This window comes from Vreelandella titanicae (assembly GCF_014697095.1).
GTDB lineage: Bacteria > Pseudomonadota > Gammaproteobacteria > Pseudomonadales > Halomonadaceae > Vreelandella > Vreelandella titanicae.
The window spans coordinates 911,636-926,951 of the sequence record NZ_CP059082.1 but is presented as its reverse complement, the minus strand read 5'-3'; the positions used below and the strand labels follow the sequence as shown (position 1 = coordinate 926,951).

The 15,316-nt window shown below is 52.7% G+C and carries 12 protein-coding genes; 6 read left to right on the top strand and 6 right to left on the bottom strand.

Annotated features, from left to right (window positions below; genetic code table 11):
* Positions 1-65 precede the first annotated feature (65 nt).
* Positions 66-464, bottom strand: a complete 399-nt coding sequence (rnpA, locus tag HZS52_RS04380; protein WP_027958493.1) for a ribonuclease P protein component — start codon at positions 462-464, stop codon at positions 66-68.
* A 7-nt stretch (positions 465-471) separates the two neighbouring features.
* Positions 472-606: a 50S ribosomal protein L34 gene (rpmH, locus tag HZS52_RS04375; protein WP_008959105.1), complete on the bottom strand. Its 135-nt coding sequence runs from the start codon at positions 604-606 to the stop codon at positions 472-474.
* A 533-nt stretch (positions 607-1,139) separates the two neighbouring features.
* Here rpmH and dnaA point away from each other — a divergent pair.
* The 4 genes from dnaA to gyrB all read left to right on the top strand — a co-directional run bounded on the left by dnaA (position 1,140) and on the right by gyrB (position 7,477).
* The gene (gene dnaA, locus HZS52_RS04370) at positions 1,140-2,606 is read left to right on the top strand and encodes a chromosomal replication initiator protein DnaA (protein ID WP_190374206.1); all 1,467 of its coding nucleotides are present in this window, start codon (positions 1,140-1,142) and stop codon (positions 2,604-2,606) included.
* Between the two features lie 60 nt (positions 2,607-2,666).
* Complete coding sequence (dnaN, locus tag HZS52_RS04365; protein WP_022521028.1) at positions 2,667-3,770, top strand: DNA polymerase III subunit beta; 1,104 nt, start codon at positions 2,667-2,669, stop codon at positions 3,768-3,770.
* Between the two features lie 125 nt (positions 3,771-3,895).
* Positions 3,896-4,999, top strand: coding sequence for a DNA replication/repair protein RecF (recF, locus tag HZS52_RS04360; RefSeq protein ID WP_190374205.1), 1,104 nt, complete (start codon positions 3,896-3,898; stop codon positions 4,997-4,999).
* Between the two features lie 57 nt (positions 5,000-5,056).
* Positions 5,057-7,477, top strand: coding sequence for a DNA topoisomerase (ATP-hydrolyzing) subunit B (gene gyrB, locus HZS52_RS04355; RefSeq protein ID WP_009286362.1), 2,421 nt, complete (start codon positions 5,057-5,059; stop codon positions 7,475-7,477).
* A gap of 251 nt (positions 7,478-7,728) precedes the next feature.
* On the opposite strand, the gene gmhB is transcribed toward gyrB, so the two are convergent.
* The 3 genes from gmhB to glyQ all read right to left on the bottom strand — a co-directional run bounded on the left by gmhB (position 7,729) and on the right by glyQ (position 11,484).
* Positions 7,729-8,277 (bottom strand): D-glycero-beta-D-manno-heptose 1,7-bisphosphate 7-phosphatase, encoded by a 549-nt coding sequence (gene gmhB / locus HZS52_RS04350; RefSeq protein ID WP_190374204.1) that lies wholly within the window; start codon positions 8,275-8,277, stop codon positions 7,729-7,731.
* 169 nt (positions 8,278-8,446) lie between these two features.
* Positions 8,447-10,513: a glycine--tRNA ligase subunit beta gene (gene glyS, locus HZS52_RS04345; protein ID WP_190374203.1), complete on the bottom strand. Its 2,067-nt coding sequence runs from the start codon at positions 10,511-10,513 to the stop codon at positions 8,447-8,449.
* Positions 10,513-11,484 (bottom strand): glycine--tRNA ligase subunit alpha, encoded by a 972-nt coding sequence (glyQ, locus tag HZS52_RS04340; protein ID WP_190374202.1) that lies wholly within the window; start codon positions 11,482-11,484, stop codon positions 10,513-10,515. Before glyQ ends, glyS begins: the two co-directional genes overlap by 1 nt.
* 109 nt (positions 11,485-11,593) lie before the next feature.
* Between glyQ and rfaD the strand changes: the two genes are divergently transcribed.
* Both rfaD and waaF read left to right on the top strand, forming a co-directional pair.
* On the top strand, positions 11,594-12,550 hold the full coding sequence (rfaD, locus tag HZS52_RS04335; protein WP_039857862.1) for an ADP-glyceromanno-heptose 6-epimerase: 957 nt from the start codon (positions 11,594-11,596) through the stop codon (positions 12,548-12,550).
* Positions 12,543-13,586, top strand: a complete 1,044-nt coding sequence (gene waaF / locus HZS52_RS04330) for a lipopolysaccharide heptosyltransferase II (protein ID WP_190374201.1) — start codon at positions 12,543-12,545, stop codon at positions 13,584-13,586. The genes rfaD and waaF overlap by 8 nt, the downstream gene beginning before the upstream one ends.
* On the opposite strand, the gene HZS52_RS04325 is transcribed toward waaF, so the two are convergent.
* A complete protein-coding gene (locus HZS52_RS04325) occupies positions 13,576-15,156 on the bottom strand; it encodes a sulfatase-like hydrolase/transferase (RefSeq protein ID WP_101148389.1) in 1,581 nt (526 codons plus the stop codon). The genes waaF and HZS52_RS04325 overlap by 11 nt on opposite strands.
* Between the last annotated feature and the right edge of the window lie 160 nt (positions 15,157-15,316).

The window sequence follows — 15,316 nt, the reverse complement described above, 5'->3', positions numbered from 1 at the left end:
CTCTTGACACACGAAAGCCTGCCAGTTGGCAGGCCGAGGTCGAGCGGCGAGGGGTGCACCAAAGGTCACGTGTCACGCTTAGGCGTTGGTGCTGCGATCACCGCCTGTGCGTCACGCTGTAGTCGTTTCCACATGCCGTGTAACTGGCGATGCAAGGTGTCGTTATCAAGATCCTGAACGCCACGTCGCGCAAGTACCACTATATCCACAGAGGGTAGGTGATCTTGACGAAGGCGAACGGATTCTCGAACCAGACGCTTGAAACGGTTGCGATCTACGGCGCGTTTAACATTTTTTTTGCTGACCACCAGTCCAAGGCGGGGGTGTCCCCGAGTACTAAAGCGAACTAACGCCATCATACCTTTGCCATGCACTTTCAGGTCGGCTTGCTCAAACACGTGACTAAAGTCCCCAGCATTTAGTAACCGTAATTGCCGGGGAAAGCCTTGCTGCGGTACACGCAATCTGAGATCAGGCGCTCAGACGCTTGCGGCCCTTGGCACGGCGACGTGCGAGGACGGCGCGACCGTTTTTGGTTGCCATACGAGCACGGAAGCCATGCGCGCGCTTGCGCTTGAGAACGCTAGGTTGAAAAGTGCGTTTCATAACTCGTTATTCCCACGTGGTTTAGGACGGAAAGTGAATTCCAAAAAGCCCGGTCCAGTGAGGAACTAGCCGGGGAGATTCAATTCAAGACCGGAAATTGTAGAGACTTCCTCTGCTGGGTGCAATTTTTCCTTGCATAAAAGCGTTATCACGCCTCAACCAGCGTGCTTGATACGGTAAGAGTAGCCATTAATAAAGTCACTATTATTACTAATAGGTAGTTCTAAACCTGTTGTTATTAATAGTGGGGATACTATTTGTGGATAAGTGGTTTTAAACGATATTTTTCAATTGCCTATAACAATAAAAAATCTGTGTGTAAGTCCCGTATAAGCCGTCTACAAGGTGTTGGCGAGATGTGATTAACCCGTGTGTAAGGCACGTATTTAAGGATTATCCCCGTCCCTCCACAAGGTTTTCCCATGGGCTCATCGCTAGTTGTCCACAGGCCAATATTGAGGGCTAAACCCGTGTGGATAACCGAGGCTTTGGGCGCTACAATGGTCGGCCGTTTTCAACCGATGGTGAGATGAGTGTCACTGACGCTTTGGCAACAGTGCCTGGACAACCTGCAGGATGAGCTGAATTCACAGCAGTTCAATACCTGGATACGCCCGCTGCAGGCAGAAGAAGGAGAGTCCAACGAGCTGCGCTTATTGGCGCCGAATCGTTTTGTGCGCGATTGGGTGAGCGATAAGTATGCCAAGCGGATTAGTGAGCTGATGCGTGAACTCGCACCGGCCAAGCCGCCAAAGGTCAGCCTGACGGTGGGTAGTCGCCGTTTGGCAACCCAGGCCCCTCAGCATCGTGATTTAGGTAATCCTGTATCGGCTTCGCTGTCGCGGCCAGCATCACCAGCGGTACATACGCCGCCACGCGGCGATATTGCTGATGAGCGTGAAATCGATAGGCTGCGCGATGAAGCGCCGAGTCGGCGTAATAATGAACGTCAGGTACAGGTAGAAGGCAGTCTGAAACATGGCAGCGGGCTCAATCCGAATTTTACTTTCGATACGTTCGTGGAAGGTAAGTCTAACCAGTTGGCTCGTGCTGCCTCCCGCCAGGTGTCTGAAAACCCTGGTGGCGCTTATAACCCCTTGTTTTTATACGGCGGCGTAGGCTTGGGTAAAACCCACTTAATGCATGCAGTGGGGAACGCATTGGCAACCCGGCGTGAAAACGCCCGGGTGGTATACCTGCACTCAGAGCGGTTTGTCGCCGATATGGTTAAAGCGCTCCAGCTTAATGCGATTAATGATTTTAAGCGTTTTTATCGCAGTGTTGATGCGTTACTTATTGATGACATTCAGTTTTTTGCTGGAAAAGAGCGCTCTCAAGAAGAATTTTTTCATACCTTCAATGCGTTATTAGAAGGTGGTCAGCAAATGATCCTGACCTCTGATCGTTATCCTAAAGAGATCAGTGGGGTAGAGGAGCGCCTTAAATCACGCTTTGGTTGGGGGCTTACGGTCGCGATAGAGCCGCCTGAGCTTGAAACCCGTGTGGCCATCTTGATGAAAAAGGCCGACCAGGCTAAGGTCGATTTGCCTCACGATGCGGCTTTCTTCATTGCGCAAAAAATTCGTTCCAACGTGCGCGAATTGGAAGGTGCGCTGAAAAAAGTCATTGCTGATTCGCACTTTATGGGTAAAACGATTACCCAAGACTTTATTCGTGAGTCTCTGAAAGATCTGTTAGCGCTTCAGGATAAGCAGGTAGGGGTAGATAATATTCAGCGTACGGTCGCCGAATATTACAAGATTAAGGTGGCGGATCTGCTTTCGAAGCGCCGTTCACGCTCAGTTGCCCGCCCTCGTCAGGTGGCGATGGCGCTTGCTAAAGAGCTCACCAATCACAGCTTACCTGAGATTGGCGATGCCTTTGGCGGGCGTGACCACACAACGGTGTTGCACGCTTGCCGAAAAGTGAAATCATTGCAGGAAGAGAGCGCGGATATTCGTGAGGATTACAAGAATTTACTGCGCCTGTTGACCAGTTAATCATTCCATGGGACGGGCCTGTTATACGCAGGTCTTTCAGGATATAGAACCGGAGTATTGATGAAATTTTCGATTTCCCGAGAGGCGCTGCTACGTCCGCTGACTCTGGTCGCTGGTGTTGTTGAGCGCCGTCAAACGCTGCCAGTACTGTCTAATGTGCTGATTCAGGTAGAGGGTGACCAGGTGTCGCTCACCGGTACTGACTTAGAAGTCGAGCTCGTGGGCCGCACGGTGGCAAGCCAGGTCGATCAGGCGGGCTCCGCGACAGTGCCAGCGCGTAAGCTGATGGATATCTGCAAATCATTGCCCGATCAGTCCGACATTCAGCTCGCCGTTGAAGAGGGCCGCGCGGTACTACGCAGTGGCCGTTCACGTTTTACGTTGTCGACGCTCCCGGTCGCTGAATTCCCCAATATCGAAGATGCGGACGGCAGCCAGGAGATTAGCGTACCCCGCGGTACCCTAAAGCACCTGATAGAAGCGACCTCGTTTGCCATGGCGCAGCAGGATGTGCGGTACTACCTCAACGGTATGCTGCTGGAAATTCAAAGCAATTTGCTTCGCACGGTCGCTACTGACGGGCACCGTTTGGCGATGTGCTCGCGGCCAATCGAGGTCTCTGTGAGCCAGTCTCAAAAGCTGATTGTGCCCCGGAAGGGGATTTTAGAGCTGTCGCGCTTGCTAGACGATAGCGATGAGCCTGTCAGCCTGACGCTTGGCTCCAGTCATGTGCGTGCTCATACAGGCGACTTTACCTTCACCTCCAAGTTAATCGACGGTAAATTTCCTGACTATGAGCGTGTCGTGCCGCGCAATGGCGATAAAGTATTGATTGCCGAGCGTGCGGAGCTTCGCCAAGTACTTTCACGTACTGCTATCCTCTCTAATGAGAAGTACCGTGGTGTGCGCCTTTATCTTGAAGAGAACAACCTTAAGGTAATGGCCAACAACCCCGAGCAGGAGGAAGCGGAGGAGAATATCGCCGTTGAGTATAACGGCGGGGCAATGGAAGTTGGTTTTAACGTCGGCTATTTAGTTGATGTACTAACAGTGCTAAATGAAGATCGCGTGCAGATTACCCTGGCTGATCCCAATAGTAGCGCGCTGCTGGAAGAGCCCGGCGGCGGTGATGCGCTTTATGTCGTTATGCCGATGCGCCTGTAAACGCTTTGGGCGGGTAACAGCAATACGTAAGCAAGCTACGTTAGCGGCGCTTCTGGTAGCAGAAGCGCCGCTAACGCGTTGGAATACTCCCTTTTTTCGAGGATATTTTAAGTGGTGATAATAGGATGAGCCTGACACTGCTTAATTTCCACGCTTTGCGCAATCTCAGGCCGGTTGAGATGACGCCCTCTTCGCATATCAACGTCATTAGCGGTGCTAATGGCAGCGGTAAAACCAGTCTGTTGGAGGGGGTACATATTCTTGGCATGGGCCGCTCTTTTCGTACTCGCCAGTTAAAAAGCGCGATCCAAACGGATGAGCCGTATATGACGCTGTACGGACGTTTAAGTGGTGAGCCTGAGGTTACCCTTGGTGTGCGTCGTTTAAGAGCTCAGCGGGAGCTGGAGCTTCGTTTAAAGGGAGATAAAAACGCTCGGTTGGCGGAACTGGTAGAGGCTATGCCGCTTCAATTAATTAACCCTGATGCTTTTCGATTGCTTGAAGGTTCTCCAGCCGGACGTCGTGAGTTTCTCGACTGGGGCGTGTTTCACGTGAAACATGACTTTTTAGCAATCTGGAAGCGCACCCGGCGTGCGTTGAAACATCGGAATGCACTGCTCAGGCGTGGTAGAATACTACCTCAGGAAATGGCGGTGTGGGAGCATGAACTAGCCCTTTGGGGTGAACAGATGGACTCGTTACGCCGTGCTTGGTTTAGTGACTTTTTGCCTGTCTTTGAAGAGACACTTAAGGTGTTGCTTCCCTTGCCGGGATTGTCGCTTCACTACGCCAGAGGTTGGGATAAAGATCGAACTCTTGCGACTGTGTTACATGATAGTCGGCCAACTGATCAGCAGATGGGGTTTACTCAGCAAGGTCCGCAGCGCGCTGACTTACGTATCAGGATAAACAAACAGCCTGCTGTAGAAGTGCTTTCCAGAGGCCAGCAAAAGTTAGTGGTGAGTGCATTAAAGCTTGCCCAAGGGCGGTTTCTGGAAAGAACAGCACAGCGGCACTGTATTTATCTTATCGATGATTTGCCCGCAGAACTTGACGAGCAAAATCGTTACCAGTTTTGTGGTTTACTCGAAGATATGCAGTGCCAAGCATTTATTACCAGTGTCGAACCTTCTGCATTGAAGAATGCCTGGCGAACTGATACCCCCGTAAATATGTTTCACGTGAAACATTGCAAGGAGGGGTTTAGTGGTTTAGAGAAAGTCAGCTAGCGCAGGAAGAAGGGTAGGACGATACAGGATGAGACAGACTTCACAACGGAGTGGTCAATGAGCGAGCAGGCTTACGATTCATCAAGCATCAAGGTGCTCAAGGGGCTGGACGCGGTGCGTAAGCGGCCAGGTATGTATATTGGTGACACCGACGACGGTACTGGGCTCCACCACATGGTCTTCGAATTGGTGGATAACTCCATCGACGAGGCGTTGGCTGGGCATTGCAGTGAAATTCGCGTTGTCATCCACCCGGATGAGTCGGTCACCGTGAGTGATAACGGCCGTGGCGTACCTACCGAGCTTCATGAAGGGGAAGGTGTTTCCGCTGCAGAAGTTATTATGACGGTTCTGCACGCAGGCGGTAAATTCGACGATAACTCCTACAAGGTTTCCGGTGGGTTGCACGGCGTCGGTGTTTCTGTTGTCAATGCGCTTTCCGCTGAGCTGCGCTTAACGATTTGGCGTCAGGGTGAAGTGTTCGAACAAATGTACCGTCACGGTGTTCCTCAAGCACCATTGGGCGTTGTGGGCAAAACCGAAAAAAGCGGTACCCGGGTTCACTTCCGCCCATCGCCAGAAACCTTTGGCAATATCGAGTTTCATTTTGATATTTTAGCCAAACGACTTCGCGAACTATCCTTCTTGAACTCTGGTGTGGCTATCCGTTTACTGGATGAGCGCAGCGGCAAAGAGGAGCTGTTTCACTACGAAGGTGGCTTGAGAGCCTTTGTTGATCACCTCAATACCAATAAGAGTGTGATTAATCCGGTATTCCACTTTAACGCTGTTCGTGATGACGGCGTTGAAGTAGAGGTAGCCATGCAGTGGAGCGAAGCCTTCACTGAAAATATTTTCTGCTACACCAATAATATTCCGCAGCGAGACGGCGGGGCGCACTTGGCGGGGTTCCGGGCAGGGCTTACCCGTACGCTCAATAACTATATTGAAGCTGAAAACCTGCTGAAAAAAGCCAAGGTGAATACCACGGGAGATGATGCTCGTGAGGGGCTAACAGCTATTATTTCAGTTAAAGTCCCGGATCCTAAGTTTTCGTCTCAAACAAAAGATAAGCTGGTCTCCAGCGAAGTGAAGACAGCGGTTGAGCAGGAAATGAGCCGTCTCTTTTCCGAGTATCTTGTTGAAAAGCCTAACGAAGCCAAGGCGATCGTCAATAAGATGCTGGATGCCGCGCGTGCACGTGAGGCGGCACGCAAAGCGCGGGATATGACCCGCCGCAAAGGCGCGCTGGATATTGCCGGTTTACCTGGCAAGTTGGCGGATTGCCAAGAAAAAGACCCCAGTCAGTCAGAGCTTTACTTGGTGGAGGGTGACTCGGCAGGTGGCAGTGCCAAACAGGGCCGTGACCGCCGTACACAGGCTATCTTGCCGCTTAAAGGTAAAATTCTGAACGTGGAAAAAGCACGTTTCGACAAAATGCTCTCCTCTGCAGAAGTGGGCACGCTTATCACTGCCCTGGGTTGCGGCATTGGCCGTGAAGAGTTTAACCCCGATAAGTTGCGTTACCACTCGGTTATTATCATGACCGATGCCGATGTCGATGGATCGCACATTCGTACGCTGCTGTTGACGTTCTTCTTCCGTCAGATGCCGGAGTTGATTGAGCGTGGTCATATCTTCATCGCTCAACCACCACTTTATAAAATTAAGCGCGGCAAGCAAGAGCTTTACCTGAAAGATGAACAGGCGATGGTGGATTATTTAACCACCACGGCCTTGGACGGTGCCGGCCTGCATGTTAACGCTAATGCACCGGGTATTTCCGGCTCACAGCTTGAAGCGTTAGTGAACCAGTACCGCAACGTGATGAAGCGGATTGATCGCTTGTCGCGGGTTTATCCTAATGAAGTACTTAAGCAAATCGTTCATGCTTCGGCACTGAAAGGTGAAGAGAGCCTGAAAGATCGTGTGACCATGCAGAACTGGATTGATGAACTCCAGAAGATCATGGATGACATGGTTGCCTATGAAGGCGGGCCCCGTTACCACTTCCATCTTCACGAAGATTCTGAGCGCGGGCTTTTCCTACCTACCGTCTCGCTGGTTGCTCACGGTGTGACGACTGAGTATAGGTGGGGCCTCGACTTCTTTGAAAGCGCCGACTATCGCGGTATCGCTGAGCTGGGCGAAACCCTGGATGGCTTCCTGGAAGAGGGCGCCTTTATTGCTCGTGGCGAGCGGCAGAAGCCGGTATCGCACTTCTCGGAAGTACTGGCGTGGCTAATGCAAGAGGGCCAGCGCGGGTTGTCTGTACAGCGCTATAAAGGCTTGGGTGAAATGAACCCGGATCAGCTCTGGGACACCACCATGGATCCCGATAGCCGCCGCATGCTGCGGGTGACGATCGAAGATGCCGTGGGTGCCGATATGATGTTCAACACCTTGATGGGTGACGATGTAGAACCGCGCCGTGACTTTATTGAGACCAACGCGTTGGTGGCCAATTTAGACGTGTAAGGTGGATTGCTTTCGTTAAGATGTTTCACGTGAAACACTGCTTTAACGATCATTAGCCTCAGTATGGTTTAATGCCACTATGACAGGCGTCGCTATGAAATTCATAGCGACGCTTTTTTTATTGATAGATAGATTGGCAGGATCAGGATACGTGTAGCAGAAGAGGGTAGTTAGTTTCAGCCAAATTTCTCATGCAACAGTTACTCATGCAACGCAGAGCGATCTATGACTACCAGCTCGGTGTCGCTTAGCTATTTAATGAGCCATTCAACAAATTGCGCTAAATCATCGAAGATATTGGTCTTTTCAAGACCAGCGCCTGCTTGCTCCGTTTTACTTCCCTTCCCAGTTCTCACCAGCGCTGTTTCGCAACCTACGGCTTCGCCCGCCCGGAGATCGCGAAGGCTATCACCGACCATCCAGCTTCCCGTTAAACTTTCTAGTCCCAGGATCTGCTGGATCTGTATTAGGATTCCTGGCAATGGTTTACGGCATTGGCAATTATCATTTGGCCCATGGGGGCAGTAAGCAATATGAGCAATATGCCCGCCTTCCGCTTCTACTAACGAAATTAAGTGTTCATGCATCGTATGGAGGGTTGCTTCATCATAATAGCCTCGGGCAATCCCGGATTGATTCGTTGCGACGGCAACGGTGTATCCCTCGCGGGTGAGGCGGGCAATGGCAGTGATTGAAGAGGGGTAGGGTACCCACTCCTCGAGAGATTTGATGTAGTTATCAGAGTCATGGTTGATGACGCCGTCTCGATCCAGGATGACAAGGTTATCGGCACTTAGCATAGTGATCCTATTGGTACGGTTGTCGGCGATACTTTCTGCCCGCGAGATTTAAGACTATTTTACCCCGATCTAACAAAGATGTTTCACGTGAAACACGTACTCCCCAAACAATAAAAAAAGCCCAGCCGTTAGGGCTGGGCTTGGGGATTTGCGATCCATTAGCCGACGACTACTGAGGGAGCAGCGAAATATCGGCGACTTCTAAAAACAGCGCTTGAAGGCTTGCAAGAAGCGCTAACCGATTACGCTGAATAGCCGGGTCATCCGCCATCACCATTACTTGGTCAAAGAAGGCATCTACTGGATCTCGCAGTGTGGCAAGTGCGTCGAGTGCACGCTGGTAGTCACCCGCAGCAAATAGGGGTGCCACCTGTGCTTGGCTACCTGTCACAGCGTCGAACAGTGCCCGCTCGGCATCTTCCTGCAGCAAGTGTTGATCGACCTGTGTGCTGCCGTCATGCTCCTGCTTGCTTAAAATATTCGAAACGCGCTTGTTAGCCGCCGCCAGCGCTGTGGCTTCGTCACGCTGGGCAAAGGCCTTCACAGCGCGCAGGCGGCGAGCGAAGTCGAGCGGGTTTGTGACTGGGCGCGCACGAACAGCAAGGTACATTTCTGCGCTGATGCCTTCATCCTGGCCCCAGGCGCGGAAGCGATCCAACATGTACGTCAGCACGTCCTCAACCAGCCCGTCAGCTTTGGGGAGGCCCTGGTGCTGCTCAGAGGCAACCGTAAGCAGCTCGCGCAGGTCAAGATCCAGCTCGCCTTTGACCAGAATGTTAAGCACGCCAATCGAAGCACGACGTAAAGCGAAAGGATCTTTCGCACCGGTTGGGCGTTGGCCTATCCCGAAGATGCCTACCAGGGTATCCAGTCGATCCGCCAGGGCTAATGCCTTGCCTGTAGCACTTTGGGGAATCGCATCAGTAGCAAAGCGCGGCAGGTATTGCTCTTCAAGGGCTTGGGCAACCTCCGTGGGTTCGCCATCTTGCTGCGCATAGTAGCGTCCCATAATGCCCTGAAGTTCAGGGAATTCGAGCACCATCTCCGTCACAAGGTCGCACTTGGCGAGTGCCACGGCGCGCTGAGCGTGAGCCACGTCGCCATTGATACGTTCGGCAATAAATGTCGCAATAACCGAACTGCGGCGAGCTTTATCCGCCAGGGTGCCTAGCTGCTGCTGGAATACCACGCTCTCTAACTGTGGGATGCGTGACGCTAATGTGTACTTGCGATCGGTGTCGTAGAAAAACGCTGCATCGGCTAAGCGCGGACGAATGACTTTCTCGTTACCGGCAATGACCTGGTCGGGGTCAGCGCTGTCGATATTGGCAATGGTGATAAATAGCGGTTTCAGCTTGCCAGCGTCGTCCAACAGGTGAAAATATTTCTGGTTAGCCTTCATCGAAGAGATCAAGCACTCGGCGGGCACTTTCAGAAAGCGCTCATCAAAGCTCCCGGTAAGGGCGACTGGCCATTCCACCAAGCCGCTCACTTCTACCAGAAGCTCTTCGTCGATAACCGCATTGGCCTCCTGCACTTCGGCCTCTGCTAATACCTGTTCGCGGATGCGCTCGCGGCGTTGCTCACGATCCACCAGTACATAGGCATTTTCCAGCGTAGCCACATACTCATCAGCGTGCGCCAACTGAATGGCATCAGGGGCGTGGAAGCGGTGACCGTAGGTCGTGCAGCTAGCCTCTAGGCCAAGTGCCTCGGCGGCCACTACGTCGCTACCGTAAATGGCTACCAGCCAATGAACGGGACGGGAAAACTCAACCCGTGAAGCGCCCCAGCGCATGTTTTTAGGCACAGGGAGGGTGCTGATTGATTTGCGGATAATCTCAGGCAGCAGCGCTTGAATAGATTCTCCCTGCTGCTGCTCACGAAAACCTAACCAAGTACCTTTATCGGTTTCTAAATGAATCAGCTCGTCGACGCTTACACCGCAAGAGCGGGCAAAGCCTTCCGCGGCTTTAGTGGCAACGCCATCCTTAAAGGCAGCCGCCAGCGCTGGGCCACGGCGCTCAACGTTACGATCAGGCTGTTTGTCGGCCAGTTCATGCACCTGTACCGCTAAACGCCGTGGTGTCGCAAAAGCGGTAACGTTGGTGAAGGGAACATCGGCTTCTTGCAGGCCTTTCTCGATGCTCGCGGCGAACGCATCGGAAAGAGCGTCCAGGGCCGTGGGCGGCAGCTCTTCTGCACCGAGTTCTAGTAAAAGCGTATTAACAGCCATTAGTCGTCTCCCTGATCGGCGAGTAGCTCTTGTAACAGTTCTCGGCGAAGTATTTCTGGCGCCATGGGGAAACCTTCGGCCTTACGCGACTCAAAGTAAGCAGTGGCGACATCCCGGGCCATAGTGCGAACGCGCAGGATAAAGCGCTGACGCTCGGTGACCGAGATAGCGTGACGGGCATCTAATAGGTTGAACGTGTGTGATGCCTTCAGGACTTGTTCGTAGGCTGGCAGCGGCAGGCTGGCAGCGAGCAGCTTGCTGCACTCTTTTTCCTGATGGTCAAAGTTAGCAAATAGCTGATCGACATCGGCATGTTCGAAATTGTAGGCGGACTGTTCGCGCTCATTTTGCAGATAGACATCGCCATAAGTCACTTTGCTGCCATCGGGGGCAATGGCCCAGACGAGGTCATACACACTGTCGACGTCCTGCAGGTACATGGCGATGCGCTCAAGCCCATAGGTCAGTTCGCCGGTGACCGGATAGCATTCGATGCCACCGGCCTGCTGAAAGTAGGTAAACTGGGTCACTTCCATGCCGTTTAACCAGATTTCCCAGCCCAGGCCCCAGGCGCCCAAAGTAGGAGATTCCCAGTTATCTTCGACAAAGCGCACATCGTGAACCAGCGGATCAAGACCCAGGCGTTTGAGTGAGCCCAGGTAGAGATCCTGTAAGTTGCTTGGCGATGGCTTCATCACCACCTGGAACTGGTAGTAGTGCTGAAGGCGGTTAGGGTTCTCGCCATAGCGGCCGTCAGTAGGGCGGCGGGAAGGCTGTACATAGGCAGCATTCCAGGTTTCGGGACCAATCGCCCGCAGGAAGGTAGCGGGGTGGAAGGTGCCCGCGCCGACTTCCATATCGAGCGGCTGAAGGATGACACAACCCTGTTCTGCCCAGTACTGCTGCAGAGCAAGGATCAAGCCTTGAAAGGTCGACACATCGGGTGTCGATTGGTTTGTCGAGACACTCATCGCGGAAAGCACCGTTGGCCATGAATTCATAAGGCGTCAAGTATACAATCCTAGGCAGATGGGTTATAGGCACGTATGCCAACAAGCTGCTTTAGGTAAGGAGAACAGTATGATTGTGGTAACAGGCGGTGCCGGTTTTATCGGGGCCAACATAGTTAAAGCATTGAACGCCCGCGGTCGAAACGATGTGATGGTCGTTGACGATCTACGCGATGGTACCAAATTCGTCAATTTAGCCGACTGCACGCTGGCGGATTATCTTGATAAAGATGATTTCCTCGCCAGGGTAAAAGCTGCCCTGCGCGGTGAAAGCGTCGAGCTACCTAAGATCGATGCTATTTTCCATGAAGGCGCCTGCTCGGATACTACCGAATGGGATGGCCACTACATGATGGAGAATAACTTCGAGTACTCCAAAGTGCTGCTTAATTACTGCGAGCAGCAGAGTATTCCTTTTTTATACGCCTCGTCAGCCGCCACCTATGGCGGCAGCGAGGTATTTAAAGAGGTACCCGAGTGCGAAAAGCCGCTTAACGTTTACGGCTATTCCAAGCTGCTGTTTGATCAGCACGTGCGTTCGCGCTGGAGCGAGTTAACCACTCAAGTAGTGGGCTTTCGTTACTTTAATGTCTACGGCCCCCGTGAACAGCATAAGGGCAAAATGGCCAGTGTGGCCTATCACAACCACTTGCAAATTCGTAATGGTGAAACGCTCAAGCTGTTTGGCGGCTATGACGGCTACGAGGCTGGCATGCAGAGTCGTGACTTTGTTTATGTGGGCGATGTAGTCGATGTGAATCTTTGGTTTTTGGATCATCCTGACAAGTCAGGAATCTTCAATCTTGGCACTGGTCGGGCTGAACCTTTTAAAGCCATTGGCGAGGCGGTTATCGACTTTTACGGTAAAGGTGAGATCGACTACATTGCCTTCCCCGAAGAACTCAAAGGACGCTATCAGAGCTATACCCGAGCTGACATTGGTCAGCTACGTGAGAGCGGCTGCGATGTTGAGTTTAAAACCGTTGCTCAAGGGGTGAAGGCCTACTTGGGGTGGTTAAATGGCTAATTCAGCTCAGCGCTTGCTGGTGATTGGCCCTTCGTGGGTCGGTGACATGGTCATGGCACAAAGCCTGTTTATGACCTTAAAAGCCCGCCAGCCAGGCGCGACGATAGGGGTGGTTGCACCAAAGTGGTCACAGCCTATTTTAGAGCGTATGCCCGAAGTGGATGAAGTGCTGCCGCTGGCAGTGGGGCACGGTGAATTTGGCTTGGCCAGCCGCCGTGAACTGGCCAACCGTTTGCGTGGCCGTTTTGACCGAGCCATTGTCTTGCCACGCTCTTGGAAGGCAGCGCTGGTGCCCTTTATGGCGCGCATTCCTGAACGCATAGGCTTTTTAGGCGAACACCGCTATGGGCTTCTCAAGGAGCGCCGCAAACTCGATAAACAGGTGCTGGATCAAACGGTAAAGCGCTTTGTATCGCTCGGCCTGCCTCTGGAAGAAGCGGCTAGCGGCGCCTTTGCGCTGCCCAAACCGAGACTGCAGATTGACCGTGATAACTTGGTCAATTTGCGGCTAACTCACTCGCTTTCTTCGCGCACGGCGATTGGTATGATGCCGGGCGCTGAATACGGTCCCGCCAAGCAGTGGCCGGTCAGCTACTTTCACAGCTTAGCCAAACGGCTGGTGGAAGAGGGTTTTGAAGTACGCGTACTCGGGGGGGCAAAGGATCACCCGGCGGGCGAGGAGATCACACAGGGGCTTTCCCATGCCCATAACCTGTGTGGTAAGACGCAGCTGGCTGATGCGGTCGATCTGTTGGCGGATTGCCAGCAGGTAGTCACCAACGACTCGGGGTTAATGCATGTGGCTGCAGCGGTAGGTGTTCGTGTCCATGCGCTGTATGGCTCCTCATCGCCCGCCTACACGCCGCCGCTGACTGATAACGCCGTCATTCACTACCTAGCGCTCTCTTGCTCTCCTTGCTTTCAGCGTACCTGCCCATTGGGGCATACCAATTGCTTGAATCTGCTCAGCGTTGAGCAAGTCTACCAACAGATTCACGCGGCTCATCAGTGGGAGAGCGTGATCGTTAATGGATGAGCTCGACTTCGTCTGCCGCGTCAGCAGGCGTCTCTAGGGTTTGCTCTTGAGTAACTTCTTGAGAAGGCTCGTCGGACTCACGCCGCTGAGGGGAAATGCCCTCCCAAAGGCGGTGCTGAAGCGCCGTCTCTTCCCGTAAACGCTCATTAAGCACTTCGATACCGTGGGCCTCTACCAGCGTACGATTATTACTGAAAAGCGAAGTGCCCAATCCAGCGCGGTCGCGCTCTAAACTAAAGCCCAGCGCATCGAGTATCGTGGGGAAAACATCCAGCATGGTAGCGTCTCGGCGAATACGCTGTGGCTCGATATCGTTGCCGAGCATTATCAGCGTGTTGTCGCGGTCTAGCGCGGTCAATTGATCCCACACAGAAACGCGCATCGTCAGATGGTCGCTCAGTATGACCACCAAGGTATTATCGAGAAGACCCTCAGAATCCAACCGTTCAACCAAATCTTGAGCCAGCCAAGTCGCGCATTCCACCGAATAAAGAATATCCTGGCCGTCAAACTCTCCTTGACGTTCCACGCACGACTGGGAGGGATAACCATTAGGCGCATGACCCGCCAGATTGAGGCTAATTACACCCCAGGGGCCGCTATTCTGGCTATCTAAATGCCGGATCTCATCGGCGGTGATGTCATACAGCGTGTCGTCATACAGGCCCCAGCTATTTACATACTCAGGATTCTCTAGCAGGGGCTCTAAATCTTCACGTCCTTTCACCGTATCGAATTGGTGGCCGCGATAGAATAGTCCTTTACCCGCGAATTGTGTGCTAGCACCGCCTAGATAGCTTAGTTGGTAGCCCTGTGCAGCAAGAATGTCGCCGAGACAATCGACCCCGGGAACAACCTTGGAAAGAGGCTCGAACTGGCTGTCGTGAAGGAGTCCAGCAGGCATCAATGGCACGCCGCACTGGCTGGCAATCATGCCCGCCATTGTCCAGCCCGTATTATCCATCTGGCGCACGCCCTCAAAAACGGCACCTCGTTCCCCTAGGGCGTTGAGACTGGCGTAGGCATCCCCAAATATGTCATTAGAGTAGGTACGCTCTATGCTTTCCAAATACAGAATGAGTAAGTTAGGGGCGTCCCTAAGTTCCTCGGCAGGGGGCGGCTTGTAGCGTCGATCCAGCCAGGCGCCGTCATCAGTGACAATGGCCGCGCTGCGTTGGCTTATGCCATAAAGTAGCGGGTTGCTAGCCAATAATATAATAGCGAAAAAGCGCTCGGCTAACCGCCAGCGCTGGTCGTGGCGTGATAGCCACGTCACGGCCGCCAGTACGCCAATCATTATTAACGTATAGAGCACCGCGGAAATCATTTTGCCTGCGCCACCATGCTTGGCTATGCCTGCCTGGAGGTGAAAAAACACCGCACCCAAATCGACAATGCCAAAGCTGTCCGCCAAGTAAACGTACACACCCCAAAGACTTAACGGTACAAGCGACCAGGGCCACATTTTACGATAGCGAGCATTGGCAGGCTGGCCCCAGCGCAGCTTAAGCCCCACACCAATCCATGCGGCCGCTACTAAAAATAGTGTCCACCAGGGCAGACGGGTCATTACCGTGACCGTGTAACCCAGGCTGAGGCCAATTAGTGTCAATGCAATGGTGGCTAGCCTAGCGGTATCCCATGCAATGAAAGAGCGATAACGTATGATGACATTTACCTAATATAAACAGTGAAAAAGGGGATGTTACAGAAAATTGATAGCTCTGATG

Bases quoted from the DNA above. Each gene is read 5' to 3' on its own strand.
- rpmH (WP_008959105.1), bottom strand. From the start codon at position 606: ATGAAACGCACTTTTCAACCTAGCGTTCTCAAGCGCAAGCGCGCGCAT.
- dnaN (WP_022521028.1), top strand. From the start codon at position 2,667: ATGAAATTTTCGATTTCCCGAGAGGCGCTGCTACGTCCGCTGACTCTG.
- recF (WP_190374205.1), top strand. From the start codon at position 3,896: ATGAGCCTGACACTGCTTAATTTCCACGCTTTGCGCAATCTCAGGCCG.
- gyrB (WP_009286362.1), top strand. From the start codon at position 5,057: ATGAGCGAGCAGGCTTACGATTCATCAAGCATCAAGGTGCTCAAGGGG.
- gmhB (WP_190374204.1), bottom strand. From the start codon at position 8,277: ATGCTAAGTGCCGATAACCTTGTCATCCTGGATCGAGACGGCGTCATC.
- glyS (WP_190374203.1), bottom strand. From the start codon at position 10,513: ATGGCTGTTAATACGCTTTTACTAGAACTCGGTGCAGAAGAGCTGCCG.
- glyQ (WP_190374202.1), bottom strand. From the start codon at position 11,484: ATGAGTGTCTCGACAAACCAATCGACACCCGATGTGTCGACCTTTCAA.
- rfaD (WP_039857862.1), top strand. From the start codon at position 11,594: ATGATTGTGGTAACAGGCGGTGCCGGTTTTATCGGGGCCAACATAGTT.
- waaF (WP_190374201.1), top strand. From the start codon at position 12,543: ATGGCTAATTCAGCTCAGCGCTTGCTGGTGATTGGCCCTTCGTGGGTC.
- HZS52_RS04325 (WP_101148389.1), bottom strand. From the start codon at position 15,156: ATGACCCGTCTGCCCTGGTGGACACTATTTTTAGTAGCGGCCGCATGG.